General features: G+C 71.1%; 24 protein-coding genes, 1 tRNA gene and 2 pseudogenes. 10 read left to right on the top strand and 17 right to left on the bottom strand.

Annotated elements, in window-relative coordinates:
* Positions 1 to 3: 3 nt before the first annotated feature.
* From ABIE67_RS17300 to ABIE67_RS17270, 7 genes are all read right to left on the bottom strand, one after another.
* The gene (locus tag ABIE67_RS17300) at positions 4 to 1,245 is read right to left on the bottom strand and encodes a PP2C family protein-serine/threonine phosphatase (RefSeq protein WP_370258178.1); all 1,242 of its coding nucleotides are present in this window, start codon (positions 1,243 to 1,245) and stop codon (positions 4 to 6) included.
* 356 nt (positions 1,246 to 1,601) lie between these two features.
* Complete coding sequence (locus tag ABIE67_RS17295; protein ID WP_370258176.1) at positions 1,602 to 1,724, bottom strand: hypothetical protein; 123 nt, start codon at positions 1,722 to 1,724, stop codon at positions 1,602 to 1,604.
* Between the two features lie 19 nt (positions 1,725 to 1,743).
* Positions 1,744 to 1,872 carry a hypothetical protein gene (locus tag ABIE67_RS17290; RefSeq protein ID WP_370258174.1) on the bottom strand — a complete coding sequence of 43 codons (129 nt, stop codon included), beginning with the start codon at positions 1,870 to 1,872 and terminating at the stop codon, positions 1,744 to 1,746.
* Positions 1,873 to 1,939: 67 nt separating this feature from the next.
* Positions 1,940 to 2,215, bottom strand: coding sequence for a hypothetical protein (locus tag ABIE67_RS17285; RefSeq protein WP_370258172.1), 276 nt, complete (start codon positions 2,213 to 2,215; stop codon positions 1,940 to 1,942).
* Between the two features lie 10 nt (positions 2,216 to 2,225).
* Entirely contained in the window at positions 2,226 to 2,930 is a 705-nt protein-coding gene (locus ABIE67_RS17280; protein ID WP_370258170.1) for a DUF5994 family protein, read from the bottom strand.
* A gap of 39 nt (positions 2,931 to 2,969) precedes the next feature.
* Positions 2,970 to 3,317, bottom strand: a complete 348-nt coding sequence (locus tag ABIE67_RS17275) for a hypothetical protein (RefSeq protein ID WP_370258168.1) — start codon at positions 3,315 to 3,317, stop codon at positions 2,970 to 2,972.
* Positions 3,314 to 3,508, bottom strand: a complete 195-nt coding sequence (locus tag ABIE67_RS17270) for a CsbD family protein (protein ID WP_370258166.1) — start codon at positions 3,506 to 3,508, stop codon at positions 3,314 to 3,316. Before ABIE67_RS17270 ends, ABIE67_RS17275 begins: the two co-directional genes overlap by 4 nt.
* Before the next feature lie 313 nt (positions 3,509 to 3,821).
* Here ABIE67_RS17270 and ABIE67_RS17265 point away from each other — a divergent pair, with 313 nt between their 5' ends.
* Both ABIE67_RS17265 and ABIE67_RS17260 read left to right on the top strand, forming a co-directional pair.
* Complete coding sequence (locus ABIE67_RS17265) at positions 3,822 to 4,823, top strand: acyl-CoA desaturase (protein ID WP_370258162.1); 1,002 nt, start codon at positions 3,822 to 3,824, stop codon at positions 4,821 to 4,823.
* A 41-nt stretch (positions 4,824 to 4,864) separates the two neighbouring features.
* Complete coding sequence (locus ABIE67_RS17260; protein WP_370258160.1) at positions 4,865 to 5,263, top strand: DUF5994 family protein; 399 nt, start codon at positions 4,865 to 4,867, stop codon at positions 5,261 to 5,263.
* Between the two features lie 73 nt (positions 5,264 to 5,336).
* On the opposite strand, the gene ABIE67_RS17255 is transcribed toward ABIE67_RS17260, so the two are convergent.
* From ABIE67_RS17255 to ABIE67_RS17230, 6 genes and pseudogenes are all read right to left on the bottom strand, one after another.
* On the bottom strand, positions 5,337 to 5,531 hold the full coding sequence (locus ABIE67_RS17255) for a hypothetical protein (protein WP_370269697.1): 195 nt from the start codon (positions 5,529 to 5,531) through the stop codon (positions 5,337 to 5,339).
* A gap of 6 nt (positions 5,532 to 5,537) precedes the next feature.
* Positions 5,538 to 5,878 (bottom strand): annotated as a pseudogene (locus ABIE67_RS17250) (DUF5994 family protein); the annotation flags it as partial.
* A gap of 159 nt (positions 5,879 to 6,037) precedes the next feature.
* Positions 6,038 to 6,211, bottom strand: a complete 174-nt coding sequence (locus ABIE67_RS17245) for a hypothetical protein (protein ID WP_370258159.1) — start codon at positions 6,209 to 6,211, stop codon at positions 6,038 to 6,040.
* 35 nt (positions 6,212 to 6,246) lie between these two features.
* Entirely contained in the window at positions 6,247 to 6,753 is a 507-nt protein-coding gene (locus ABIE67_RS17240; protein ID WP_370258157.1) for an Asp23/Gls24 family envelope stress response protein, read from the bottom strand.
* A 370-nt stretch (positions 6,754 to 7,123) separates the two neighbouring features.
* Entirely contained in the window at positions 7,124 to 7,345 is a 222-nt protein-coding gene (locus tag ABIE67_RS17235; RefSeq protein WP_370258155.1) for a hypothetical protein, read from the bottom strand.
* Between the two features lie 206 nt (positions 7,346 to 7,551).
* A tRNA-Arg gene (locus tag ABIE67_RS17230) sits at positions 7,552 to 7,624 on the bottom strand.
* A 320-nt stretch (positions 7,625 to 7,944) separates the two neighbouring features.
* Between ABIE67_RS17230 and ABIE67_RS17225 the strand changes: the two genes are divergently transcribed.
* The 4 genes from ABIE67_RS17225 to ABIE67_RS17210 all read left to right on the top strand — a co-directional run bounded on the left by ABIE67_RS17225 (position 7,945) and on the right by ABIE67_RS17210 (position 14,454).
* On the top strand, positions 7,945 to 9,552 hold the full coding sequence (locus ABIE67_RS17225; RefSeq protein ID WP_370258153.1) for a dynamin family protein: 1,608 nt from the start codon (positions 7,945 to 7,947) through the stop codon (positions 9,550 to 9,552).
* A 210-nt stretch (positions 9,553 to 9,762) separates the two neighbouring features.
* A complete protein-coding gene (locus tag ABIE67_RS17220) occupies positions 9,763 to 11,925 on the top strand; it encodes a GTPase (protein WP_370268675.1) in 2,163 nt (720 codons plus the stop codon).
* Between the two features lie 381 nt (positions 11,926 to 12,306).
* Positions 12,307 to 12,771 carry a single-stranded DNA-binding protein gene (locus ABIE67_RS17215; RefSeq protein WP_370258151.1) on the top strand — a complete coding sequence of 155 codons (465 nt, stop codon included), beginning with the start codon at positions 12,307 to 12,309 and terminating at the stop codon, positions 12,769 to 12,771.
* Positions 12,772 to 13,032: 261 nt separating this feature from the next.
* The gene (locus ABIE67_RS17210) at positions 13,033 to 14,454 is read left to right on the top strand and encodes a Cys-Gln thioester bond-forming surface protein (RefSeq protein ID WP_370258148.1); all 1,422 of its coding nucleotides are present in this window, start codon (positions 13,033 to 13,035) and stop codon (positions 14,452 to 14,454) included.
* 190 nt (positions 14,455 to 14,644) lie between these two features.
* Here ABIE67_RS17210 and ABIE67_RS17205 read toward each other — a convergent pair whose 3' ends face one another.
* Positions 14,645 to 14,929 (bottom strand): hypothetical protein, encoded by a 285-nt coding sequence (locus ABIE67_RS17205; protein WP_370258146.1) that lies wholly within the window; start codon positions 14,927 to 14,929, stop codon positions 14,645 to 14,647.
* Between the two features lie 281 nt (positions 14,930 to 15,210).
* Here ABIE67_RS17205 and ettA point away from each other — a divergent pair.
* From ettA to ABIE67_RS17190, 3 genes and pseudogenes are all read left to right on the top strand, one after another.
* Positions 15,211 to 16,876: pseudogene (gene ettA, locus ABIE67_RS17200) on the top strand (energy-dependent translational throttle protein EttA).
* 6 nt (positions 16,877 to 16,882) lie between these two features.
* Entirely contained in the window at positions 16,883 to 17,302 is a 420-nt protein-coding gene (locus ABIE67_RS17195) for an acyl-CoA thioesterase (RefSeq protein ID WP_370258144.1), read from the top strand.
* Positions 17,299 to 18,048, top strand: coding sequence for a hypothetical protein (locus ABIE67_RS17190; protein WP_370258141.1), 750 nt, complete (start codon positions 17,299 to 17,301; stop codon positions 18,046 to 18,048). Before ABIE67_RS17195 ends, ABIE67_RS17190 begins: the two co-directional genes overlap by 4 nt.
* A gap of 21 nt (positions 18,049 to 18,069) precedes the next feature.
* Here ABIE67_RS17190 and ABIE67_RS17185 read toward each other — a convergent pair whose 3' ends face one another.
* Positions 18,070 to 18,474 (bottom strand): globin, encoded by a 405-nt coding sequence (locus ABIE67_RS17185; RefSeq protein ID WP_370258139.1) that lies wholly within the window; start codon positions 18,472 to 18,474, stop codon positions 18,070 to 18,072.
* A 117-nt stretch (positions 18,475 to 18,591) separates the two neighbouring features.
* On the opposite strand from ABIE67_RS17185, the gene ABIE67_RS17180 reads away from it, so the two are divergent.
* Entirely contained in the window at positions 18,592 to 19,578 is a 987-nt protein-coding gene (locus tag ABIE67_RS17180) for a methyltransferase domain-containing protein (RefSeq protein WP_370258137.1), read from the top strand.
* A 77-nt stretch (positions 19,579 to 19,655) separates the two neighbouring features.
* Here ABIE67_RS17180 and ABIE67_RS17175 read toward each other — a convergent pair whose 3' ends face one another.
* Positions 19,656 to 21,116 carry an FHA domain-containing protein gene (locus tag ABIE67_RS17175; RefSeq protein ID WP_370258134.1) on the bottom strand — a complete coding sequence of 487 codons (1,461 nt, stop codon included), beginning with the start codon at positions 21,114 to 21,116 and terminating at the stop codon, positions 19,656 to 19,658.
* A 114-nt stretch (positions 21,117 to 21,230) separates the two neighbouring features.
* Positions 21,231 to 22,577 (bottom strand): VWA domain-containing protein, encoded by a 1,347-nt coding sequence (locus tag ABIE67_RS17170; protein ID WP_370258133.1) that lies wholly within the window; start codon positions 22,575 to 22,577, stop codon positions 21,231 to 21,233.
* Between the last annotated feature and the right edge of the window lie 95 nt (positions 22,578 to 22,672).

The raw sequence follows: 22,672 nt of genomic DNA, 5'->3' as shown, positions 1-22,672 counted from the left end.
GGCTCACTCCAGGAGCACGAGGTGGTCGGCGGCGCCACCTCGCCATTCGATCAGGAAGAGGGTCGCGTCGTCGGTGGTGCGACCGCCCCGTTCCTGCTTCAGGGCGTGGGAGAGTGCGCGCACCACCGCTCGCACTCCCTTCTCTGTGTGTTCGATGCGGTTGACCCAGTGGATGAGTTGTTCTTCGCCGAACTGTTCTTCGCCGGCTTCGTGCTCCTCGATCAGGCCGTCGGTGAAGCACAGCACCCGGTCGCCGCGTTGGAGCATCTGCCCGCTGATCCGGGGCTCCTCACCGCCGAAGCCGACGGGCAAGGTGGTCGGACCTCCCAGTTGCCGGACGACCTTGTGGTCACGGATCAGCAGCGGTGCGGGGTGGCCCGCGTTGACCCACTGCAGGTGGCCCGTCACGATGTTCAGACGCATCATCTGGGCGGTGACGAAGTGGTCGGGCCCGAACTGCTCGGCGATGGCCCGGTCCATGAACGCGTAGATCTCGGACAGGCCGATGTCGGCACGTCTGGCGTGCCGGTAGGCCCCGACGGCGACGGTCGCCATCGTGGCGGAGTCCAGGCCGTGGCCCATCGCATCGAGCATGGCCACGTGCAGGATGTCCTCGTTGAGGGCGTAGTCGAAGCTGTCGCCGGCGACGTCGTAGGCGGGCTCCAGAATTCCGGCCACCGCGACCTGCGGGACGGCCATCGCCAGCGGCGGCAGCAGGGACCACTGGATCTCCGCGGCCACGCTCATCGGTTCGCGGCGCCGCGCGCGGAAGAACTGATCGGTGTAGCTGTGCTTGGTGACCAGCATGTCGGCGACCAGGCCGGCGAGCCTGCGCAGCAGCCGCCGGTCGTCGTCATCGACGGTGTCCAGGGTGAGGGCCATCACGCCCACCTGGTCGCTGCCGTCCAGCAACGGCAGATACATCCGGACGCCGTCGGACTGCGGCACCTCGACAGTGGTCGCGTCCAGAAAGGCTGTGCCGGCGGGAGAGTCACCGATCGGCTCGGGCTCGCCGACCATGAGGCGCCGACCCGGCAACGGCACCAACACCAACTGGCCGTAGTCCTGCAGCAGGATCGAGACGTCGCGGCCACCGACCCTGGCCACCTCTTCCGCGATCAGCGGGGCGATCAGCTGCGGCGGCATCTCGTGCGCCCGGTCCAGCAGCACCCCCAGCAGCCGCTCACCGAACCCCTCCGACCGGTCCAGCACGCCCTTGTCTGGTCGGTGCTCACCTTCCGCCATAACCGCACTCCCGCACCGGCGTCGTCGGAGCTTCGGCCGCCGTGTCCATACTCACCTCGTGCCGCCAGTCCAGCGCCCGCACCGACACGCGCGGTCCGTCCCGCGGTCACTGCGGATGCGCTCGACCCGCTCACGTGATCTGCACACACGGGCTCCTGACACGACCGCGATCAACCCGCACAGCGTGACGCGGCGGGCCACGCCGAACAGCCCATTACGCCAGAGGCGGCATGTCACACACGATCGGAACAGATGGCTCCGGGTCCCGCTGTGCACCGCACCTCTCCCGGAGCCCTCACGGGAGCAGAAGACCGGAGCCGCTGTCCGCGAGGAACCGTTGGGTCCGCGAGGAGCCGTTATGTCTGCGGGGACGGGTGGTGCAGCCGCAGGGAGGCGTGGCTCTCGGTGGCGTGCCGCGACGCGTCGAGGAAGACGCTCAGGCCGCTGCTGTCGCAGAGGCCGACGGTGGTCGGATCCACGTCGACGGTGGTGATGCCCTCAAGCAGGCACCGCTCCAGAGCGGTCGCGTACCTGAGGCGCGGTGGCCGGGTCGATCTCGCCGGTCAGGGTGATCAGTGCTCGCCCGCCCCGGTCGTGCCGGTAGACATTCAGCTGCGGAAGAGTCATGACGCCTCGGGTCACGGGACCCGGCGGCTCTTCGCACAGTCGTTGGCCCGTGACGGAAACCGCCTGGTCACCTGTGGTGAGTGGTACGGCTGCGGCGGCGGCGCGGTGGGAACCGGCCGCGGCCCCCGTCGCGGTGGTCCCGTCGTTCGCCGGTGGTCGGCGACTCGGACCGGTCCGGTCCCACCGGGGGCTGCGGGGTACCGCGGCCGCGGCGGCCGGGCAGGGCGGCGCTGTACTGGTGCCCGGCGATTCGGTCGGCGTGCTGGATGTTGAGCCGGTGGATCACGTATGCGCCCGCTGCGATGAGAACGATGAAGGCAGCGGCTGTCAGGAAGGCGTTCATGGCGGCCACCTCACATACCGATGCTCAGGCGGCTGGCCCGACTGAGCGGACCGGGCTGTTCCGGAACCGCCGCGGACACCGCGGAGGCGCCGCCCTCGTAGTCCCATGCCTCGTCCGGGTCCAGTGGCCCGTCGGTCGCGGAGACGCCGTGCCGGGCCTCGTCCGCGGCGATGAGCGCACTCGCGGTCAGCGGCGGGCCGTCGTAGTCGGACGCGGCGGCCATCAGCCGGGCCGCCGACTCCGCCCCGGTCTCGGGCGGGATGACCAGCAGGTCCCAGCGCCCGGTGCCGTAGGAGAGCAGCAGCAGCTTGTGCGGGTCGATCTCCGGGGTGAACCAGCCGACCTTGACGATATGGCCGTCGACGGGAACCTTGCGGGGAATGACCGGCCAGTGCTCCGGGTTGACGGCGATGCGGGTGATGCGGCCCCACAAGGGGTCCAACACGTCGGTCAGTGCGGGCAGTTCGCTCAGCAGATCCCGGGAGCGGGGCCACCAGGCACCGTCCAGGAGTCCACGGGAGGTGCCGTCGGTCTTCAGGGCGAGGCGCGCGGCCGGGGCTGCGACGGGCTCGGGGTGCGGCAGGGGTGGAAGCAAGGTCGCCGACATGATGCGGACCCGTCTCCGGGCCGCCTCTGCGGCGGCCCGGGTTTCATCGTTCTCCGAGGACGACCCGGCGTGGAAGCCGGTGTGCGAAATGCCCTCGGTAATGTCCACACTACTCCGCGCTCCCCTGCGGCGCGGAGTAGCGGCGCCCTAGATGTGGAGCAGTCGCTGGGTGATCTCTCGGTACTGCCTCAGCGCGAGCCGGAGCCCGTCGGACCGCGCCTCCGGGTCGTGGTCCTGCCAGCCGGCGCGAAGGAGACGCCGTCGTTCCGCGAGGGCGTTCACGAGCTGGGTGACGGCTTCGTCATAGGCGCTCTCGGCCTCTTCCAGCGCCTCGCGCGGGGTGTCGGCGAAGGTGTTCAGGGCGTGCCGGAGGCGTTGGACGATCTTGTCCTGTTCGTCCGGCGGGAGCAGTGGTTCCGGGCCTGGGGTACGGCGCTCGGCGGGGCCCCGGGTCTGGCCCGCGGGCTGTTGGGCGCGTGTCTGGTCGTACATCACCGGGGGCCGCTTCCGGGGCCACGCCTGAAGGCACCCTTGGCCTTCTCCGCGGCCTGCTTCAGGCTTCCGGAGACCCGGTCGGTCCTGCCTCGGCGTTGCAGTCGCCTGTTGCCGGTGACCCGGCCGAGCTCTTCCGTGATCCTGCCCTTCATCGTCCGCGCCTGGTTCTTGATGGTCCGTGAAACGGTCATGGCCGGCCTCGCTGTTGTCGGGTAGTCGGTTCCCGCGGGGTCTGGGCGAGGCGGGAAGGCGGAATGCCTCGCCGTGTGTTCCGGGGTGGCATGGCCCTGCACCGTCCTGCCAGTCAACGTCCGGCCACGGTTCGTGTCAACGCGGTGCCACGCGATCCGGCCCGCCTCGTCCCGGAGCGCGCGGGAGTACGGTGGACGAAGCGAGGACTCGTCGCATGCCGGCGTCCGAACCGGCTCCGCCCTCGCGACTTCCCTCACATGGGCAGCCCGTGACCCCGGCCGCGCCATCCGCATCCAGGCCGAGGAGCCACGTATGCCACTCAGTCCCACCGCGCCCCCGACGGTCACACCGTCGGACCCCGCCCCGCCGCCCCAGGGCTACGACGGGACGTCCCCCTTCCCGCCCGACGGCCCGGCGCCCGCGCGCAGCGGCAGTGACCGGCTGTACGTCACAGTGACCGCGGTGATCGTCGTCCTGCCGTTCGTGGCGCTCGGTCTCGCCGGCTGGCTGCTGTGGGGGAGTCTCATCCACCCCGCCGACATCGTGATCGCCCTCGTCCTCTACATGATCACAGGTCTCGGCGTCACCGTCGGCTTCCACCGCGGCCTCACCCACGGCGGCTACCGGGCCGTCCGTCCCGTGCGGATCGCGCTCGCGGTGGCCGGCTCGATGAGTTTCCAGGGCGACGTCATCGGCTGGGTCGCCACCCACCGCCGCCACCACGCCTTCACCGACCGGCCGGGGGACCCGCACTCCCCGTACCGCTACGGCACGCATCTGCGCGGCCAGTTGCGCGGTCTGCTGCACGCGCACATCGGCTGGCTGTTCCGCAACGACCGTACGTCGCCCGAGCGTTACGCCCCCGACCTCCTCGCCGACCGTGACATCCGTGCCGTCGCCCGCGCCTTCCCGGCGCTGTGCGTCCTCACGCTCGCCCTGCCGTTCGCGGCGGGCTGGGCCATCGGCGGCACGTGGGTGTACGGGGTGACCGCCCTGCTGTGGGCGGGACTCGTCCGCATCGCCCTGCTCCATCACGTCACCTGGAGCGTGAACTCCCTCTGCCACCTGATCGGTGAGCGCCCGTTCCGCACCCGGCGCCACGACCGGGCCACCAACCTGTGGCCCCTCGCCCTGCTCTCCTTCGGCGAGAGCTGGCACAACCTCCACCATGCCGACCCCACCAGCGCCCGCCACGGCGTCGACCGCGGCCAGCTCGACCCGTCGGCCGCCGTCATCCGCCTCCTCGAACGCCTCGGCTGGGTGCACGACGTGCGCTGGCCGACGGCGGAGCGGGTCGCGGCCCGCCGCGCCTGACGTCAACCACTCAGTCTCCTACGGCAGTTGGCAGGAGCCTCATGATCACCGCACTGCAGCCCCCGCCTCCCTCCCGCCCCGTCCTCCGGCTGCGTCTCGCATCCCGCAGCGGCATGCCCCGGCCCATCGACGGAGCGTGGTGGCCCCGTTCGTACGACCTGCTCGCCGAACTCCCCCGGCTGCTCGCTGGATTGCCGCGCGCGTGGGGCCGCATCACCAGCGTCACCGTCAACGGGGCGACATGGTCCGCGGTGCCCGGCCGGATGCTCGTCTCCGACCAAGTCGTACGACTGCGCAGGACCGTGGCGGCATCCGCCCCGCACACGATCGTCCTGCTCGCCCCCGGCCGGGGGCGCTGGGATCTGCTGGTCGTGCCTCCGGATACGACCGAGGAAGCCGCGGAACCGCTCATGGCGGCCGCGGCAGGTGGCCACGACTGATCCGGCCGACGACGGACTGCCGCGGTGGTCGAATCATCAGGGCACCGACGGCCAGGTTCGGCGACGACGACCGTCACATCCCCACCATCAGCCGGCCGGGCCGACCGGGCCGGCCGGGCCGACTGATGGTGGCCTCGCACGACGAGGAAGTTTCGCCGCCCTGTTCCTCCGCCACGAGGGCGGTCGTGGTCGTCGGCGGGCCGGTGTCCGCGCTCGCGGCGGCCATCAGCCGGGCGGCCGAGGGGGCTCCCGTCTCCGGGGGGATCACCAGGAGGTCCCAGCGGCCCGCGGTGTAAGACAGCAGCAGGATCTTGTGCGGATCCTGCTCCGACGTGAACCAACCACCTCCACCACATGGCCGTTGACGAGGATCTTGCGTGGGAGTGTCGGCCAGTAGCGCGGGTTGACGGCGATATGGGTGATCCGTCCCCACAGTGGATCCAGTACGTCCGCCAGAGCGGAGAGTTCGTGTGTCAGGTCACGTGACCGAGGCCACCAAGCGCCGTCCAACTCCACGTGCCCTGCTGAAGGACCCGCGGATTTCAGCGCGAGGCGCGCGGTCGGGGTCCTGAAGGGAACGGCCCGTAGCGGCGGAGGAGAGGTGGTCGCGGACATCGCGCGAACCCGTCTCTGGACCTCTGCGCGAGCGCAGCTGCCCGGTGTCGTTGCTCACTGGGAACGACACCGGCATCGGAGCCGGTGTGCGAAATGCTCCCGATGCATTCACGCTACTCCCCGAAGAGGCCGAACGGACCGCTCCTGGACATCGGCTCACTACCGTCGGCGGTCGTCCTCCGAGGAGCGGCTGGTCCCACCGCCGCCGGTTGCGTGCTCGCGGGTGTGGAACGCGGGTGTGGAAGAGGTCGCCGAGTTCCCCTCACCGTCGGCGAACCGTCCGGCGAAACCCAGCGCCATCCCGGTGAACAGGCCAACCGCGGCCATACCCATCGCGCGCTCCTCGCTCGCTCGGGCTCCGGCAGCGATTACTCGAGCCGCCGCTCTGGTTGTTCATTGTCTTCGTCCTCGTCCTCGTCCTCGTCGAGCACATGCACATCGCCGACCGCAATGTTGACCTCGACGACTTCCAGACCGGTCATCCGCTCGACGGCAGCGATCACGTTCTCTCTGACGTCGCCCGCGACCTCGACGATGGAGACGCCGTACTCGACGACGATCTCCAGGTCGACCGCGGTCTGTACCCCGCCGACCTCGACCTTCACGCCACTGGTGACGGACTTCCCGCCGGCACCGGGCACACGTTCACGCATGGCCCCCATGCCCCGGGCGAACCCACCACCCATCGCATGGACGCCCGGCACATCCCGGGCCGCCAGCCCGACGATCTTCGCCACCACACCGTCGGCGATTGTTGTACGGCCGCGCGACCCCGGATCGCTTCCGTGCGGCACCCCCGCACTCTTCCCGCCGCGCTCGCCCGATGATCCCGCGCGAGGGGTCTCGGGCTGGTTCGGCAGTCCGGTATCCGTCATCTTCGGTCACCACTTTCCGACGCCACAGGCAGCCTGTAGTGCCCCTTCCCCTTCCTCTTCCCTCTTCCTTCACGCTAACGGCGAGTGCCCGACCTCGCTCAGGCAAGTGGCATGGAGCGATGTCGGGCTTTGCGCAACGAAACGGCGGTGATATCCCGCGCAGAAGGGCAGGTCGGTTCAACCACGACGCGGTTGCGTCACTCGCGGAGATCGACCGAGGGGATCACACCTGGGATCACACCTTCCCCCGTTGGCATGGGCCGGTGACGCAACGGCCCCGGCGTATACACACCGGGGCCGCCCTTCCGGGTCGTTGCACGTGAGAGTGCGCGGACCCACTCACCAGGATATGCCCGGGACGTCATTTCAGTCATATCGCCCATATGGGAGGACGCATCCGTCGGGGTCGATCGTGAACTCGGCGGTGGGGGTTGGGCTGATGGGCGTCCAGGATGGCGGCGGTGCAGGTGATCAAGGCCGGGCCGAGGCGGACGTCGTAACTGTTGGGGTCGACCTGGTCTGCGGCGAAGGGGGTGATCCGCAGTGGGCCGTCCTGGGCGGCCGCGGTGATCTCGGGACCTGTGCGGATCATTGCGTCTCGGCCAAGGCGCACACCGGGCGAGGCCCGCCCCGGTTTTCGGGAAGGACACCCGCCGAGGGCCGGACGAAACCGTCTCCAGCCGGACACCCGCCGACCTTCGTCAGGGGTTCATCCCCATCCGCGAAGCCGCTCCGCCGAGCCCGCTAAGCAGCCTCTGACCAGCAAAAACGCCCTCCCGGAGGAGGGCGGAGACTGCGCGCCCCCGGCAGGACTCGAACCTGCGGCCAAGCGCTTAGAAGGCGCCTGCTCTATCCACTGAGCTACGGGGGCCGGTTGTGGTGGCCGCGTTCGTGGTGCCCGGGCGGGGCTGATCCGTGACGTGGCCGGAGACAAGGATAGGGCTCCCACATCCGTGTCCCAATTGCTTCGCCTCCGTGGCTCGATGTGGAGGTTCGGTGAAGCGGTCCTGATAATCGCAGGCAGGTACGAATCGTGCACCGCTTTTGGCCTCTCGCGCCCCGGGTGTTGTGCACTCGTTATGCCTGGACTGTGCCTGTGTCCCAGTCGTCCCTTCCATCCCTTGTGTCCCGTCGGCGCGCAGACATGCTCATATGCTTCAGAATTCCCCTAAAATTGGGCATTCTTCGCATGTGGTGACCTTGGACGTACGGCCTCAGCTGCTCGACGCACTTTCCGCCCTGCGCGACCGTGTCGCCGCCGCACGCTTCCCGCTGCCCCTGGCGGGGGCGCCACGCGCGCGTGCCAACCGCGACGAACTGCTCGCGCAGCTCGACGACTATTTGGTGCCCCGCTTGAAGGAGCCTGAAGCGCCCTTGCTGGCCGTGGTGGGAGGATCCACCGGCGCCGGCAAGTCGACGCTCGTCAACTCCCTCGTGGGCCGGCGCGTGACCGAGGCAGGCGTGCTGCGGCCGACGACGCGAAACCCTGTGCTGGTCTGCCATCCCGAGGACCATCACTGGTTCAGCGGGATGCGCGTACTGCCCGACCTCAAGCGCGTGTGGGTGCCCGAACAAGATCCGGCGGACGAACCGATGCTGTCCGCCGAGGACTCCGCACGCGTGCTGCGGGTCGAGACCGCCGACACACTGCCGTGCGGCCTCGCCCTTCTCGACGCGCCCGACATCGACTCCCTGATCGCCGACAACCGTGTACTCGCGGCCGAACTGATCTGCGCGGCCGACATCTGGGTGATGGTGACCACGGCCGCGCGGTACGCCGACGCCGTCCCCTGGCACCTGCTGCGCACCGCCAAGGAGTACGACGCCACCCTGGTGACCGTGCTGGACCGGGTGCCCCACCAGGTCGTGTCCGAGGTGTCCCGGCAGTACGGGGCGCTCCTGACCAAGGCCGGCCTCGGCGACGTACCCCGCTTCACCGTGCCCGAGCTGCCCGAGTCGGCCTGGGGCGGCGGGCTGCTGCCGGCCACGGCGGTGGCGCCGCTGCGCACCTGGCTCAGTCAGCAGGCCCAGGACCCGGGGGCACGGGAGCAGGCCGTCGCCCGTACGGCCCACGGCCTGCTCGACTCCCTCAAGGTCCGCATGCCCGAGCTTGCCAACGCCGCCGCCGCCCAGTACGCGGCGGCGCTGCGGCTCACCGCCGCCGTGGACAGCGCGTACGACAGTGAGTACGCGCGCGTGCGCAGCCGCCTGCAGGCCGGCGCCGTACTCGCCGGTGACGCGCTGAAACGCTGGCGCGCCTTCCCCCTCGACAGCACCGCCGGTGAGCTGCTCGACTCGCTGGTGGAGAGCCTGAGCACCCTCCTGCTGTGCGCCGTCACCGCCGCCGACGAGCGCGTCGACGACGCCTGGCGGCGCGAACCGGCCGCCGAGGCGCCCGAACTGACGGGCCGTGACCCACGGCCCGCAAGTGTGGAACACCGTATCGGCGTGGCCGTACGGCGCTGGCGCCGGGAGCTGGAGGAGTACGCCGAGGACGAGGTGAGCGTCCTCGACCGCAGCGTCGCCCCGGATTCCGAGGTCGTCACCGCGCTCGTCGCCACCGCGCTGCTGGGCGGACGCCGGGCGCGGTCCGCGGGGGAGGGGCTCGCCGAGCGGATCGGGGCGCACGGGGCGCTGCGGCTGCGCGACCGGGCCGGGCGGCTGCTCAACGAGCACCTGGACCGGGTCATGCACAACGAACGCGAGCGCCGGCTCGCCCCGCTCGACGCCCTGGAGGTCCATCCGGAACCCCAGGCCGAACTCATCGCCGCGCTGTCCGTACTGCAGAAGGAGAGGTGACCGGTGACTGCCGTCACTGACCAGGACCACACCGAACACGCCGATCAGCAGAAGGACGGCGCCACCGAGGACGACGAGCGTGAGCCCCACGTCCCGGCGAGCGCGGCCCCTGCGGAGGGCGCTTCCGAGATCGGCTTCGCCGCTGCCGGTGACCGCGCGGAGGAAGAGCTCGACGAGGGCGAGGATTCCGCGGCTGCCGAGGAGTCGGAGATGCGCAAGCTCTGGAGGAAGCTGGCGAAGCAGGAGTGCCGGGCGGGCGACGACCACGCGCGCGTGGAGGACGCGGAGGAGGACACCGACCCGCGCGCGCGTGTGCAGGCCCCCGACACCGGCGGCCGTGCGAGTGACGACACGCCGGTGCGGGTGGCTGTCCCGGAGCCCGGCGGCCGTAGGAACGGTGACACGCCCGCGCGTGGGTTCGCCGCCGATTCCGGCAGCCGTAAGGACAACGACGCAGGCAACGACGCAGGCAACGACGCAGGCAAGGACGCGGGCAAGGACGGGGACTCGCCCGCGCGTGAGGGTGCCCGCGACTCCCGGGCCCGTAAGGCGGCGGGTGGGACCGGTGGGGCCCGTACTCCCCGGCGTACGGAATCCCCCTCCCGGACGGACCCCCCCGCCGGTACGGGCTCTTCCACCGGTGCGGACGCCTCAGCCGGTACGGAATCCGCATCCCCCTGGGACGACGGGCTGATCGCACGGAGGGTGAATGAGACCGCTGCTCCGGAGCAACCCGCCATCGTGGAGCCGCGCGCTTCAGGGGCGCAGGTCGTGACGCCGCTCGCCTACGACGGCGCGCTGCGGTCCCGGCTCGACGCGTTGCGTGAACTGGTCGGGCTCTCGCGCACCCGGCTCGACAACAGGACCCTCTCCGAGGCGGGCCGGGTGCTGGACGAGGCTGCGGCGCGGCGCAGGCTGTCCGGGCAGCACACCGTCGTCGCCATCGCGGGCGCCACGGGCAGCGGCAAGTCGCAGCTGTTCAACGCGCTCGCCGGAGTGACCATCTCGGAGACGGGCGTACGGCGGCCGACGACCGCCTCGCCCCTCGCCTGCAGCTGGAGCGACGGCGCGGTGGGCCTCATCGACCGGCTGGGCATCCCACCACGGCTGCGGCGGCGGCCCGCGCAGAACGCCGCCGCGGACGGGCAGTTGCGCGGGCTCGTCCTGGTCGACCTGCCCGACCACGACTCGGCGGCCGTGCAGCACCGCGAGCAGGTCGACCGCGTCCTGGCGCTCGTCGACGCGGTCATCTGGGTCGTCGACCCCGAGAAGTACGCCGACGCCGTGCTGCACGAGCGCTATCTGCGGCCCATGGCGGGGCATGCGGAGATCATGTTCGTCGTCCTCAACCAGATCGACCGGCTGCCCGGGGAGGCCACCGACCAGGTCCTCGACGACCTGCGGCGGCTGCTCGACGAGGACGGCATCGCGCTGGGCGAGCACGGCGAACCGGGCGCCATCGTGCTCGCGCTGTCAGCACTCACCGGGGACGGCGTCGGCGATCTGCGCGAGGCGCTCGGCCAGTTCGTGGCGGAGCGGGGTGCGGCGGCGCGCCGGATCTCGGCCGACGTGGACGCCGCCGGGTGGAAGCTGCGGCCGGTGTACGCGGCGCGGCGGCGGACCGGGCTCAGCGAGGAGGCACGGGACGAGTTCTCCGCCCGGCTCGCGGACGCGATCGGCGCCACCGCCGCGGGCGAGGCCGCCGAGCGGGCCTGGCTGCGCAACGCCAACCGCGCGTGCGGGACGCCCTGGCTGCGGCTGTGGCGCTGGTACCAGGACCGGGGCGAGCCCCCGACGGGACGCCTGTCCCTGCGGGCCCAGACGGACGAGGAGGCCACCGCGCGGCAGCGCGTCGAACAGGCCGTGCGGACGGTCGCCGACGAGGCGTCGGCCGGGCTGCCCACGCCCTGGGCACAGGCGGTGCGCGAGGCGGCCGTCCGGGGAGCCCAGGGGCTGCCCGAGGCGCTGGACGAGCTGGGCGCCCGGGCCGGACTGCCGCCCGGGCGACCGCCGCGACCGAGCTGGTGGCCGGCGGCCGTCCTGGTACAGGCGTCCATGACGATCCTTCAGGTCCTCGGCGGACTCTGGCTGGTGGGGCAGATCGTCGGTGTCATGGCGCCCAACCTGGGCGTGCCGGTGCTGCTGATGGTGGCCGGCATCGTCGGCGGTCCGCTGGTCGAGTGGGGCTGCCGGATGGCGGCACGGGGGCCGGCCCGGCGGTACGGCCTGGACGCGGAACGACGGTTGCGGGAGGCGGCGGCCGGGTGCGGGCGGGCCCGGGTGCTGGATCCGGTGGCGGCGGAGCTGCTGCGATACCGGGAGGTCAGGGAGCAGTACGGGCGGGTGATGGGGGTGGGGTCCTCGGCTCGGTGACCTGCGACCTGGGAGGTGACCTGACCGGGGGCGACCTGAGACCAGGGGATGACCTGGCCCGGAAGGTGACCTGACCGGGAAGGTGACCTGACCTGGGAGGTGACCTGACCTGGGAGGTGACCTGACCGGGTGACCGTGGGTCACCCGTCCGAGTGGCGGAGATATCCACAGGCGAGCGGTGATCCACAGGGCTCAGCGGGCTCGGCCCGGCGGAGGCAGTCTGGCTTCGCGGCGATCGCGACGGACGCGGTCGATCGCGGTGACGGCGGCGCACCAGGACGTACCGAGGGTGCGCGGCCGTCATGTCGGACGCAGCCGTACGGGACGGGCCCGTACGCGTATCCGCCCGGCGGGAGCAGCCGGGTGAGGGAGGGATTCGAGATGAACGAGACGATCATCTGCGCGGTGGGCAACGTGGCGACGCAGCCGGTGTACCGGGAGCTGGCGACGGGACCGTCCGCGCGCTTCCGGCTGGCGGTGACCGCGCGCTACCTCGACCGCGGGAAGAACGAGTGGACCGACGGGCACACCAACTTCTTCACGGTGTGGGCCAATCGGCAGCTGGCAACCAATGCCGCCGGGTCGCTGAACGTGGGCGATCCCGTCGTGGTGCAGGGCAGGCTGAAGGTCCGCTCGGACGTGCGCGAGGGGCAGAACTGGACCTCGGCCGACATCGACGCGACGGCGATCGGCCACGATCTCGCGCGCGGCACCTCGGCCTTCCGGCGCACCCCCCGGCCGGAGGTGGGGGCCGCTGCCGCGCCGGCGCAGCCCGAGCCCGACTGGGAGACACCACCCGCCGAGGCGGACGCCCAACAGGCCCAGGAACCAGTGTCGGTGACGTGACGTCAGTCACTCCATGGGGCTGACCGAACTGCGGCTTATCGGCGAATGCGTTCCGAACGACCCCGGTGGATTTGTCGATAAGCCCTGCTCACAAGGGATCTTGGCGATAACGATTCCGAGTCGGATCGGCCCTCCGACGGGATCACAGGGAAGCGTGGTGCGTCGCGTACCTAGGATGCCGGACGTAGCTCTCGGGGCTTCTGATTCTGCTGGTGGGACCCTGCCCCCCACGTCAACGGGTCCTGCTCGAAGGGGAATTCTGTGTTTGCTGCGTTCTCTGCGCTGACGGCGCACGGGCGAGGGGCGACGGCCCGTGTCGCCGCCGCGACCCTGGTGTCCGGGCTCGTCGCCGCCTCGGTGATGGCCGGCGCCGGCCCCGCCGCGGCCGACGAGGCAGCGTGGAGCCAGGGCGGGGCGACGGCCACCATAGGCGGCCTGAAGACCTACGGTGCCGCGGTCGTCCACGCCGACTCCGGCGACCAGGAGATCTCGGCAGGCCTGTTCGAGATGTCCGTTGACGGCGGCGGCATGCTGCAGACGTACTGCGTCGACATCCACAACCCCACGCAGCGCGACGCCAAGTACCACGAGACGCCCTGGAGCGGCACCTCGCTGGGGGCCAACAACGACGCGGGCAAGATCCGCTGGATCCTGCAGAACTCCTATCCGCAGGTGAACGACCTCGCCGCGCTCGCCGGCAAGGCGGGCGTCAAGGGCGGCCTCACCGAGCAGGACGCGGCGGCCGGCACCCAGGTGGCCATCTGGCGCTACTCGGACGGGGTGGACGTAAACGCCGTCGACCCGCAGGCCGAGCGGCTCGCGGACTATCTGGAGAAGAACGCGCGGAGCGTGGCGGAGCCCCAGGCGTCGCTCACGCTCGACCCGCCTGCCGTCTCCGGCCACCCCGGTGAGCGGCTCGGTCCGGTGACGGTTCACACCAACGCGGGCAGTGCCACGGTGACGCCGCCGGCGGACGCCGCCACCAGCGGGGTGCGGATCGTGGACAAGGACGGCGTGGCCGTCACGTCCGCCGCCGACGGCAGCCAGGTGTTCTTCGAGGTGCCCGAGGACGCGGCGGCCGGCCAGGCGGAGCTGACCGTGCAGGCCTCGACGACCGTGCCGGTGGGACGCGCCTTCGCCGCCGAGAGCCGCAGCCAGACGCAGATCCTGGCCGGCTCCAGCGAGTCGACCGTCTCGGCGACGGCGACCGCGACCTGGGCCAAGTCCGGTGCGATACCCGCGCTGTCGGCGGCGGAGAACTGCGCCAAGGGCGGCGTCGACATCACCGCGGCCAACGAGGGCACCGAGCCGTTCACCTTCGAGCTGCTCGGGGTCGAGTACAGCGTCCCGGCGGGCAAGTCGCGGACGGTGACGGTCCCGCTGCAGGAGGACCAGGCCTACGACTTCACCATCGAAGGACCGGGCGGGTTCGCGAAGCGGTTCACCGGCGTGCTGGACTGCAAGACGCAGGTGAGTGAGGCCGACGAGGCGGGCGACGCCACCCAGACCCTCAGCGAGCCGAGCCCCGCCACGGTCGGCGTGGCGTCCGACGACACCAACCTCGCCGCGACCGGTGGCTCCGCCATGACCCCCCTGATCGCGGGCATCGCCATCGGCCTGGTCGTGATCGGTGGCGCGGCGCTGGTCGTCGTACGGAAGAAGCAGCTGCCGACGCAGGACTGAGTCCGAGGCAGAGCCAGACGCGAGCCACACCGGACAATCGCCAGACCAGGGGCCTGATCCACACACGCGGATCAGGCCCCTGTCGGTGGACCGTGTGTCACGGTCCTTTCTCCACCGGCGACCTCACAGCATCACGGCATCACGCTGCACGGCGTGAGACGTGGCGAGAAGCCCCGTTCCAGAGCGCGACCTACCAGGCGCTGTTGTCGCAGCCCATGGTCGAGCCGATGTGCGTGGCCTGCGCACCCGTGTCGCCCTCGCCGTTGAGCGCGTTGCCCAGCGCACCGTTGAGGATGCCGACCTGGCCGAGGACGTCGAGGTTCAGGTCGTGCGACTTGCAGTTGGAGCTCTGCAGAACGCTGACCTTGTCCCCGCCCTTGCCGCCGTGACCATCGGCCGTGGCCGTCCCGGCGCCCAGCAGTCCGACGGTGCCGATGGCCACGGCCACGACGGCAGCCTTACGAAGCTTGTGCATGTCATCTCCGAAGGAGTGAGGTGGGTGCGATCCGTGAGAGATCGACTTCGTACAGTTATGGGAGGTTAATGTTAAGAATTCCCATATGTCCTGATGGCGCGCCGAAAATCGTGAACGTGTCGCGCGAGCGCGCGGGAGGGTTGGGTGCGTGGCTGCGATGCCGACTGTGAAACCCCAGGTCAGTGACCCTCCCCCAAACGGGTTTCCCCCCGGGGGTGGCGATCCGGCAAGATGGGGTGTATCTGCCCACTGCCTGATTTCAAGCTGCCGGACGGTTTCTCTTGGCTGAGTACATCTACAACCATGCGCAAGACGCGCAAGGCAATCGGCGACAAGGTCATCCTTGACGACGTCTCGCTGAACTTCCTGCCCGGCGCGAAGATCGGTGTGGTCGGCCCGAACGGTGCCGGTAAGTCGACCATCCTGAAGATCATGGCGGGACTGGAGCAGCCGTCGAACGGCGATGCCTTCCTGTCGCCGGGGTACACCGTCGGCATCCTGCTGCAGGAGCCGCCGCTGAGCGAGGACAAGACCGTCCTGGAGAACGTCCAGGAGGGTGTCGCCGAGGTCAAGGGCAAGCTCGACCGGTTCAACGAGATCGCCGAGCTGATGGCGACCGACTACTCCGACGCGCTGCTCGACGAGATGGGCAAGCTCCAGGAGGAGCTCGACCACGCCAACGCATGGGATCTTGACGCTCAGCTCGAGCAGGCCATGGACGCGCTCGGGTGCCCGCCCGGCGACTGGGCCGTCACCAACCTCTCCGGTGGTGAGAAGCGGCGTGTGGCGCTGTGCAAGCTGCTGCTGGAGGCCCCTGACCTGCTGCTTCTCGACGAGCCCACCAACCACCTCGACGCCGAGTCGGTGAACTGGCTGGAGCAGCACCTCGCCAAGTACGAGGGCACCATCGTGGCCGTGACCCACGACCGGTACTTCCTCGACAACGTCGCCGGCTGGATCTGCGAGGTCGACCGCGGCCGGCTGCACGGCTACGAGGGCAACTACTCCAAGTACCTGGAGACCAAGCAGACCCGTCTCAAGGTCGAGGGGCAGAAGGACGCCAAGCGCGCCAAGCGGCTCAAGGAAGAGCTGGAGTGGGTGCGGTCGAACGCTAAGGGGCGTCAGGCCAAGTCCAAGGCGCGTCTGGCTCGCTACGAGGAGATGGCCGCCGAGGCCGACAAGATGCGGAAGCTGGACTTCGAGGAGATCCAGATCCCGCCGGGCCCGCGCCTCGGCAACATCGTCGTCGAGGTCTCCAACCTCACCAAGGGCTTCGGCGACAAGGTCCTCATCGACGACCTCAGCTTCACGCTGCCGCGCAACGGCATCGTGGGCGTCATCGGCCCCAACGGCGCCGGCAAGACCACCCTCTTCAAGATGATCCAGGGTCTGGAGACCCCGGACTCCGGCGACATCAAGGTCGGCGAGACCGTCAAGATCTCGTACGTCGACCAGAGCCGCGCGAACATCGACCCGAAGAAGACCCTCTGGGCCGTGGTCAGCGACGAGCTCGACTACATCAATGTCGGTCAGGTCGAGATGCCCTCGCGGGCCTATGTCTCCGCCTTCGGGTTCAAGGGCCCCGACCAGCAGAAGCCGGCCGGTGTCCTCTCCGGTGGTGAGCGCAACCGTCTCAACCTGGCGCTCACCCTCAAGCAGGGCGGCAACCTGCTGCTCCTCGACGAGCCGACGAACGACCTCGACGTCGAGACGCTGGGCTCCCTGGAGAACGCGCTGCTCGAGTTCCCGGGCGCGGCCGTGGTCGTCTCCCACGACCGGTGGTTCCTCGACCGCGTCGCCACCCACATCCTCGCCTACGAGGGCGAGTCCAAGTGGTTCTGGTTCGAGGGCAACTTCGAGTCGTACGAGAAGAACAAGGTCGAGCGGCTCGGCCCGGACGCCGCCCGTCCGCACCGCGCCACCTACAAGAAGCTGACCCGGGGCTGATCGATCTTGCGGCACATCTACCGCTGCCCGCTGCGCTGGGCGGACATGGACGCGTACGGCCACGTCAACAACGTGGTCTTCCTCCGCTACCTGGAGGAAGCCCGTATCGACTTCCTGTTCCGTCCCGAGAAGGACTTCAAGCAGGGGTCCGTGGTGGCGCGCCACGAGATCGACTACAAGCGGCAGCTCGTCCACCGGCACCACCCGGTGGACATCGAGCTGTGGGTCAGTGAGATCAGGGCCGCGTCCTTCACCATCACCTACGAGGTGAAGGACGACGACCTGGTCTATGTCCGGGCCTCGACGGTGGTCGTGCCGTTCGACTTCAAGGCGGAACGGCCGCGCCGTATCACCGCGGAGGAGAAGGAGTTCCTCCAGGAGTACATGGATGACGCGGCCGACGAGGAGGAGGCCGTCGCCGCATGACGGTGCTCCATCTCGCCGACCAGGGGGAGGCGGCGGATCTCGCGGCCTTCCTCTCCCGGCTGCTCCACTACGACCGCGGTGCCGCGGTGCGCCTCCAGGCGGCCGGCACCGCGCTCGCCGTGTTCGGGCGCCCGCCGTCCTTCGAGGTGCTGGCGATCCGTGCGGTGCGGCTGGCGAAGCCGTACGAGAACGGGCTCGACGTCATGCTGGACGTGACCGTCTCCGCGGGTGAACTCCTGGAGTCCGTCGACGAGTCGGCGGGCACCGCCGCGGTCCCGGCCGCGGTCACCGGACCGCCGTGGGCGGGCGTGCTCCCGCCGCGCGGCGGCTGGCGGCGCGAGAGCGGGCTGCCGGCGCCGGCCGAGCTGGGCGCGATGGTCGGTGCGGCGGTCGCGGAATTCCGGTCCCGTACACAGGAGCTGGCGCCCGAGCTGCGTACCCGGGCCGAACTCGACCGGATCGGGCGCGAGATCTGGTCCCGGACGGTCGGCGACACCCGGCTTCCGGTGCGGGCCGTGCACGCCGCCCAGTCACTGGGCTTCCTTCGCCTACGAGGCGACACGCACGCCACCCCGGACACGCACGCCACCCCCGGCACGCGCACCACCCCAGACCCGAACATCACCCCCGACGAGGCGGCCCTCGGCCTCTTCGCGTCGGGCGCGTGGCTCAGGCTGCGTACGCCGTACGGCTCGATCGCCGTCCGCAGGGCGGGCCTCGGGGCGTTGGACGTCAGCGTCCGCTGACCCTCCGGAGCGCGCGGTGGGTCAGCCCGCCGTGTTCACCATCGACGCCGCCGCGTACGTCAGGTAGCTCCACAGCGTCCGCTCGTGCTCCTCGGAGAGGCCGAGCTCGTCGACGGCGTCCCGCATGTGCTTCAGCCAGGCGTCGTGGGCCGCGCGGTCCACGGCGAACGGGGCGTGGCGCATCCGCAGGCGGGGGTGGCCGCGGTTCTCGCTGTACGTCGTCGGGCCGCCCCAGTACTGGATCAGGAACAGGGTGAGGCGCTCCTCGGCCGGGCCCAGGTCCTCCTCGGGATACATGGGCTTGAGGATCGGGTCCTCGGCGACACCCTCGTAGAAACGGTGGACGAGGCGGCGGAAGGTCTCCTCCCCGCCGACCTGCTCGTAGAAGGTCTGCTCCTGAAGCGTGCCGCGCCGAATCTCATTCACCCGTCCATGGTCTCAGACGCGACGACGGAGGACTCCAGGCTTAGGACCAGCGTCCGGATCGGACGAGCGGGCCGTGGCGTGCTCGCCTCGCGCCGCCTCCCGCAGGACAGTGGACGTATGAGCGCGCACGCTCTCGACCCCGACCTGGAGGACCTCGCCGCCTCGGCGCGGGCCGCGCTGGTGCGTGAGATCGACCTGGGCGGCGCCTGGGCCGACGACCCCGTGTGGCGGGACGCCTTCGCCGCCGTGCCCCGGCATCTGTTCGTGCCGTACTACTACGTGGGCGTCGCCGGCGGCTACGAGCGGCGCTGGGGCCAGAGCCCCGACCCGGCCGCGCGGGAGCGCTGGGTGCGCGGCGCGTACGCGGACACCCCGCTGGCGACCCGGCTGCGCGACGGTGAGCTGCTCTCCTCCAGCAGCCAGCCGTCCCTGATGGCGATGATGCTGGTCGCGCTGGAGGTGGCGGACGGCAGCAGGGTGCTGGAGATCGGCGCCGGCACGGGCTACAACGCCGCCCTGCTCGCGCACCGGCTCGGCGACGACGACCTCGTCACCACCGTCGACCTGGAGCCGGAGATCACCGAGTCGGCCCGGCAGCACCTGGCGGCGGCCGGATACCACCCCGTCGTCGTCACGGGCGACGGCGCACGCGGTGTGCCCGAGCGCGCCCCCTTCGACCGTGTCATCGCCACCTGCGCCCTGCCGTCGATCCCGCGCGCCTGGCTCGCCCAGTGCCGCCCCGGCGCCCGCGTCCTGACGCCGCTCGCCACCGGTCTGGTCGCCCTCGCCGTACGGGACGCCGAGCACGCCGAAGGGCGCTTCCTGCACACGCCCGCCTACTTCGTGCCGCTGCGCGGCGGGACCAGGTCCGAACCGGAGCCCGTGCAGGTGGGCGGACTGCCGCGCCGGGCCAGGGAGCACGAGCTGTTCCGCTTCCTGCTGGCCCTCACTCGCGGCAGCCTCGATCCACAGGAGGCCTACGCGCTGTGGGAGCGCGAGGGGCAGCCGCAGCGGGAGCGGTACGGCATCACGGTGAGCGGCGAGCACGAGTGGGCCTGGCTGGACGACCCCGAGGGGCCGTACGCGTGGCCGCTGCCCGGCTGAAACGCCGGGAGGGGGCGGTCGTACGGCACTTTCTCGCCGTACGACCGCCCCCTCCCGGTATCGAGAGAGGCGAGGATCTAGCCGCGCCGGATGGTGATCGTCGTCCAGGCGCCGACGTGCACCCGGTCGCCGTCCTGCAGCGGCACCGGCACGAACGGCTGGATCGGGTCCTCGGAGCCGTTCACCGTGGTGCCGTTCGTCGAGTTCTGGTCGACGACCGCCCAGGTGCCGTCGGGCTGCTGGACCAGGACCGCGTGCTGGTGCGAGACGCCCGGGTCCTCCGGCGGCACCGACAGGTCGATGTCGGGGGTGTCGCCGGTGGAGTGGCGGCGACGGCCGATGGTGACCTGGTTGCCGGTGAGCGTGCGCTGCTGCTCGGGCGAGTACGCGGGCAGGTTGAGGCCCGCGGCCTCGGGGCCGGAGCGCTGCATCATCGCCATGAAGTACTCGCGGTCCGGCCCGATGGTCGCCAGCCAGGTCAGCGGCTGTTGCTGCTGCGGGAAGGCGGGGGCGGGCGGCGGCGGGGCCTGGGTGGCGCCGGGCTGCGGGTAGCCGTAACCGCCCTGAGCGGGGCCGCCGGGAGCACCGGGACCGCCCGAGGCGCCGGGACCGGACGACGGCGGCGAGATCACCCAGTCGTCGTCACCGCCGCCGAAGGACGGGCCGCCCTGCTGCGGACGGTTCGTCTCCTGCGGGAAGGCGGGCGGGGCCGGCGGACCGGCCGGAGCGCCCTGCATGAACCCCTGCGGAAGGCCGCCGGTCGCACCGGGGCCGCCGGGGGGCGTGGGGCCGGGGGGCGGCGGAGCCTGCCGCGACGGGTCGCCGCCGAAGCCGCCGGGGCCGTTGCCTCCAGGGCCACCGGGACCACCAGGGCCGCCGGGGCCACCGTGACCGCCAGGGTTGGGGTTGCCCGGAGCGCCGGGGCCGGGGCCGAAGCCGCCCGGTCCCCCGGGGCCGCCGGGGTGGGGGTTGCCCGGGCCGGGGCCGAAGCCGCCCGGGCCGCCAGGCCCACCGGGGCCGCCCGGCCCCTGAGGCTCGCCGCCGAACGGCGGGATCGGCTCGGCCGGGCGGTTCACCTGGGACGGGCGCGAGCTCTGGTAGTCGTACGAGTCACCGCCGCCGTACGACGGACCGGGACCCGGCGGCTGCTGGAACGGGCCGCCAGGGCCAGGGCCAGGGCCGGGCGCCGGCTGGCGCGGGGCGGCGGGGGTGTACGAGGTCGCCGTGTTGGTCAGGAAGTTCCACCGGCACTCCTCGCAGAACGGCGCACCGCCCTCACGCGGCGTACGGCACTGCGGGCAGAGCTCCGGCTCCCGACCGGCGGACGTGGGCGGCGGGCCGCCCGGCTGACCGGCGTTCGGGCCACCGAACGGGCCACCGGGGCCCGGACCCGGGCCACCGGGCGGTGGGAAGCCGTAGCCGCCACCGGGCGGGGGCGGTGGGGGAGGGGGCGGAGGAACGGCACCGGCCATGCGGTGACCGCAGACCTCGCACCAGTCGTCGGAACCCGACTGGTGTCCGTTCGGGCAGGTCGGCATGTCGGCGCTTCCCCCTCTCCTTTCCGGTCGCTTCGACCGGATTTCTCCAACCCCAAGGGGTCAGGCTCGCTGCTTTTCAGGGTCCTGCTAGGGCACTACTGAGGCACTACTCGGTCACTTCTTTACACGAACAGTCTTTGTCGACCGTGTCTCGAGAGTCATCTCGTCGGCCTCCGCGACCTTCGCCTTCAGTCGCACAGTACCCGCCGCGGCATCGACCACGTCCACCACCTTCGCAAGGAGTTTCGCCGTATCCGCGTTTCCGGAGGCGCTGGCCAGCTGAACCGCCCGGCCCAGTTTGGCCGTTGCTCCATCCATATCGCCTGACTTGCGAAGATCGAGGCCTTGTTGGATGGCCTGTGCCAGTTCGGCCTGGCCGGTGTAATGGGCGACCTGGGGGTTGATCGAGGTCGAGGCGACCATGTCGTCGGTCCATACGGCCCGTACGAGACCCTGGGCGCCGAGGTTCTGGGCGGTGCCGTCGGACTGCGGGATGACCAGGGAGACCCGGGCGGCGAGCATCTCCTGGCCGAGGTTCGCGGCGGGAACCTCGACGCAGACGTGGTAGTCACGGGACTCATCTCCCCAGGAGCCCGTGGGGTAGTCCCCGGCGCGCGGGCCGGCTTCGGTGCGGCGGTCGGTCAGCTCCTCGACCGTGGGCGCGACCTGTTTGACGAACTTGATGGTGGTGCCCACCGGTGTCCACACCCGCAGGGCGACGTCCGCGACCTCCTTGCCCATCGCCGTCTCCATCATCTGTGTGAAGTCGGCGGCGAGAGCGGCCGGGTCGGCGACGATGTCGGCGCTGCCGAGCAGGGCGGAGGCGATTCCTGTGACTTCTTTCACTTCCCAGTCGGTGCCCACGCCGCGGGCGTCACAGGTGAAGCGTCCGGCACAGGAGTCGAGCGCGGCCCTCAGGTCCTCCGGCGACTCGTGCTCGTTGCGGCCGTCGGTGAGCAGGATGCCGTGCCGGATCGCGACGTCGTCCGAGGACAGCAGCCGGTCCGCGAGGCGCAGCCAGGTGCCGATGGCCGTGCCGCCGCCCGCGCTGAGCCGGCGCAGCGCCTGTTTGGCCTGGTCGCGGGTGGTGGCGTCGGCCACGGCCAGGCGGCCGCCGCCCGGATAGACCTCCTTGGCCACATGTGTGCCGCCGACCACCGCGAAGCGCACGCCGTCGCGCAGGGTGTCGATCGCGGCGGCCGTGGCGTCGCGGGCGTTGCGCATCTTGGTCGGCGGGTAGTCCATCGAGCCCGAGCAGTCGACCATGATCGCCACGGACGCGGACGGGCCCTGGCCCGGCGAGTAGTGGTGGGGCGCGGCGACCGCGCTGCCGACCGTGCCGCCGCCGGTCGCGGTCACCGTGACGATCGCGTTGACCTCACGACCGTCCTCCGGCAGGTACTCGTTCTGGTACACGTCCACCGAGAACTGCGGCACGTTCGATTTCGAGAAATTGGCCATGCGTTCTCAAATCCCCCTAAAGCACCCCGTGATGGGGCAATGGCTGTCGACGGACCGGTCCCCTCCGGTCCGCTGAGGCCGTCCCCGCGGTGCGG

Source organism: Streptomyces sp. V4I8 (assembly GCF_041261225.1).
In the GTDB taxonomy this organism is placed as follows: Bacteria; Actinomycetota; Actinomycetes; order Streptomycetales; family Streptomycetaceae; genus Streptomyces.
The sequence above is the reverse complement of the archived record's forward strand: the minus strand, read 5'-3'. Positions and strand labels throughout refer to the sequence as shown.

Coding starts and splice junctions, on each gene's coding strand:
- ABIE67_RS17245 (WP_370258159.1), bottom strand. CDS start 6,211: ATGGGTATGGCCGCGGTTGGCCTGTTCACCGGGATGGCGCTGGGTTTC.
- ABIE67_RS17240 (WP_370258157.1), bottom strand. CDS start 6,753: ATGACGGATACCGGACTGCCGAACCAGCCCGAGACCCCTCGCGCGGGA.
- ABIE67_RS17175 (WP_370258134.1), bottom strand. CDS start 21,116: ATGCCGACCTGCCCGAACGGACACCAGTCGGGTTCCGACGACTGGTGC.
- ABIE67_RS17260 (WP_370258160.1), top strand. CDS start 4,865: ATGATCACCGCACTGCAGCCCCCGCCTCCCTCCCGCCCCGTCCTCCGG.
- ABIE67_RS17180 (WP_370258137.1), top strand. CDS start 18,592: ATGAGCGCGCACGCTCTCGACCCCGACCTGGAGGACCTCGCCGCCTCG.
- ABIE67_RS17205 (WP_370258146.1), bottom strand. CDS start 14,929: ATGCACAAGCTTCGTAAGGCTGCCGTCGTGGCCGTGGCCATCGGCACC.
- ABIE67_RS17270 (WP_370258166.1), bottom strand. CDS start 3,508: ATGACCGTTTCACGGACCATCAAGAACCAGGCGCGGACGATGAAGGGC.
- ABIE67_RS17300 (WP_370258178.1), bottom strand. CDS start 1,245: ATGGCGGAAGGTGAGCACCGACCAGACAAGGGCGTGCTGGACCGGTCG.
- ABIE67_RS17265 (WP_370258162.1), top strand. CDS start 3,822: ATGCCACTCAGTCCCACCGCGCCCCCGACGGTCACACCGTCGGACCCC.
- ABIE67_RS17290 (WP_370258174.1), bottom strand. CDS start 1,872: ATGACTCTTCCGCAGCTGAATGTCTACCGGCACGACCGGGGCGGGCGA.
- ABIE67_RS17220 (WP_370268675.1), top strand. CDS start 9,763: ATGCGCAAGCTCTGGAGGAAGCTGGCGAAGCAGGAGTGCCGGGCGGGC.
- ABIE67_RS17235 (WP_370258155.1), bottom strand. CDS start 7,345: ATGATCCGCACAGGTCCCGAGATCACCGCGGCCGCCCAGGACGGCCCA.
- ABIE67_RS17170 (WP_370258133.1), bottom strand. CDS start 22,577: ATGGCCAATTTCTCGAAATCGAACGTGCCGCAGTTCTCGGTGGACGTG.
- ABIE67_RS17285 (WP_370258172.1), bottom strand. CDS start 2,215: ATGAACGCCTTCCTGACAGCCGCTGCCTTCATCGTTCTCATCGCAGCG.
- ABIE67_RS17190 (WP_370258141.1), top strand. CDS start 17,299: ATGACGGTGCTCCATCTCGCCGACCAGGGGGAGGCGGCGGATCTCGCG.
- ABIE67_RS17215 (WP_370258151.1), top strand. CDS start 12,307: ATGAACGAGACGATCATCTGCGCGGTGGGCAACGTGGCGACGCAGCCG.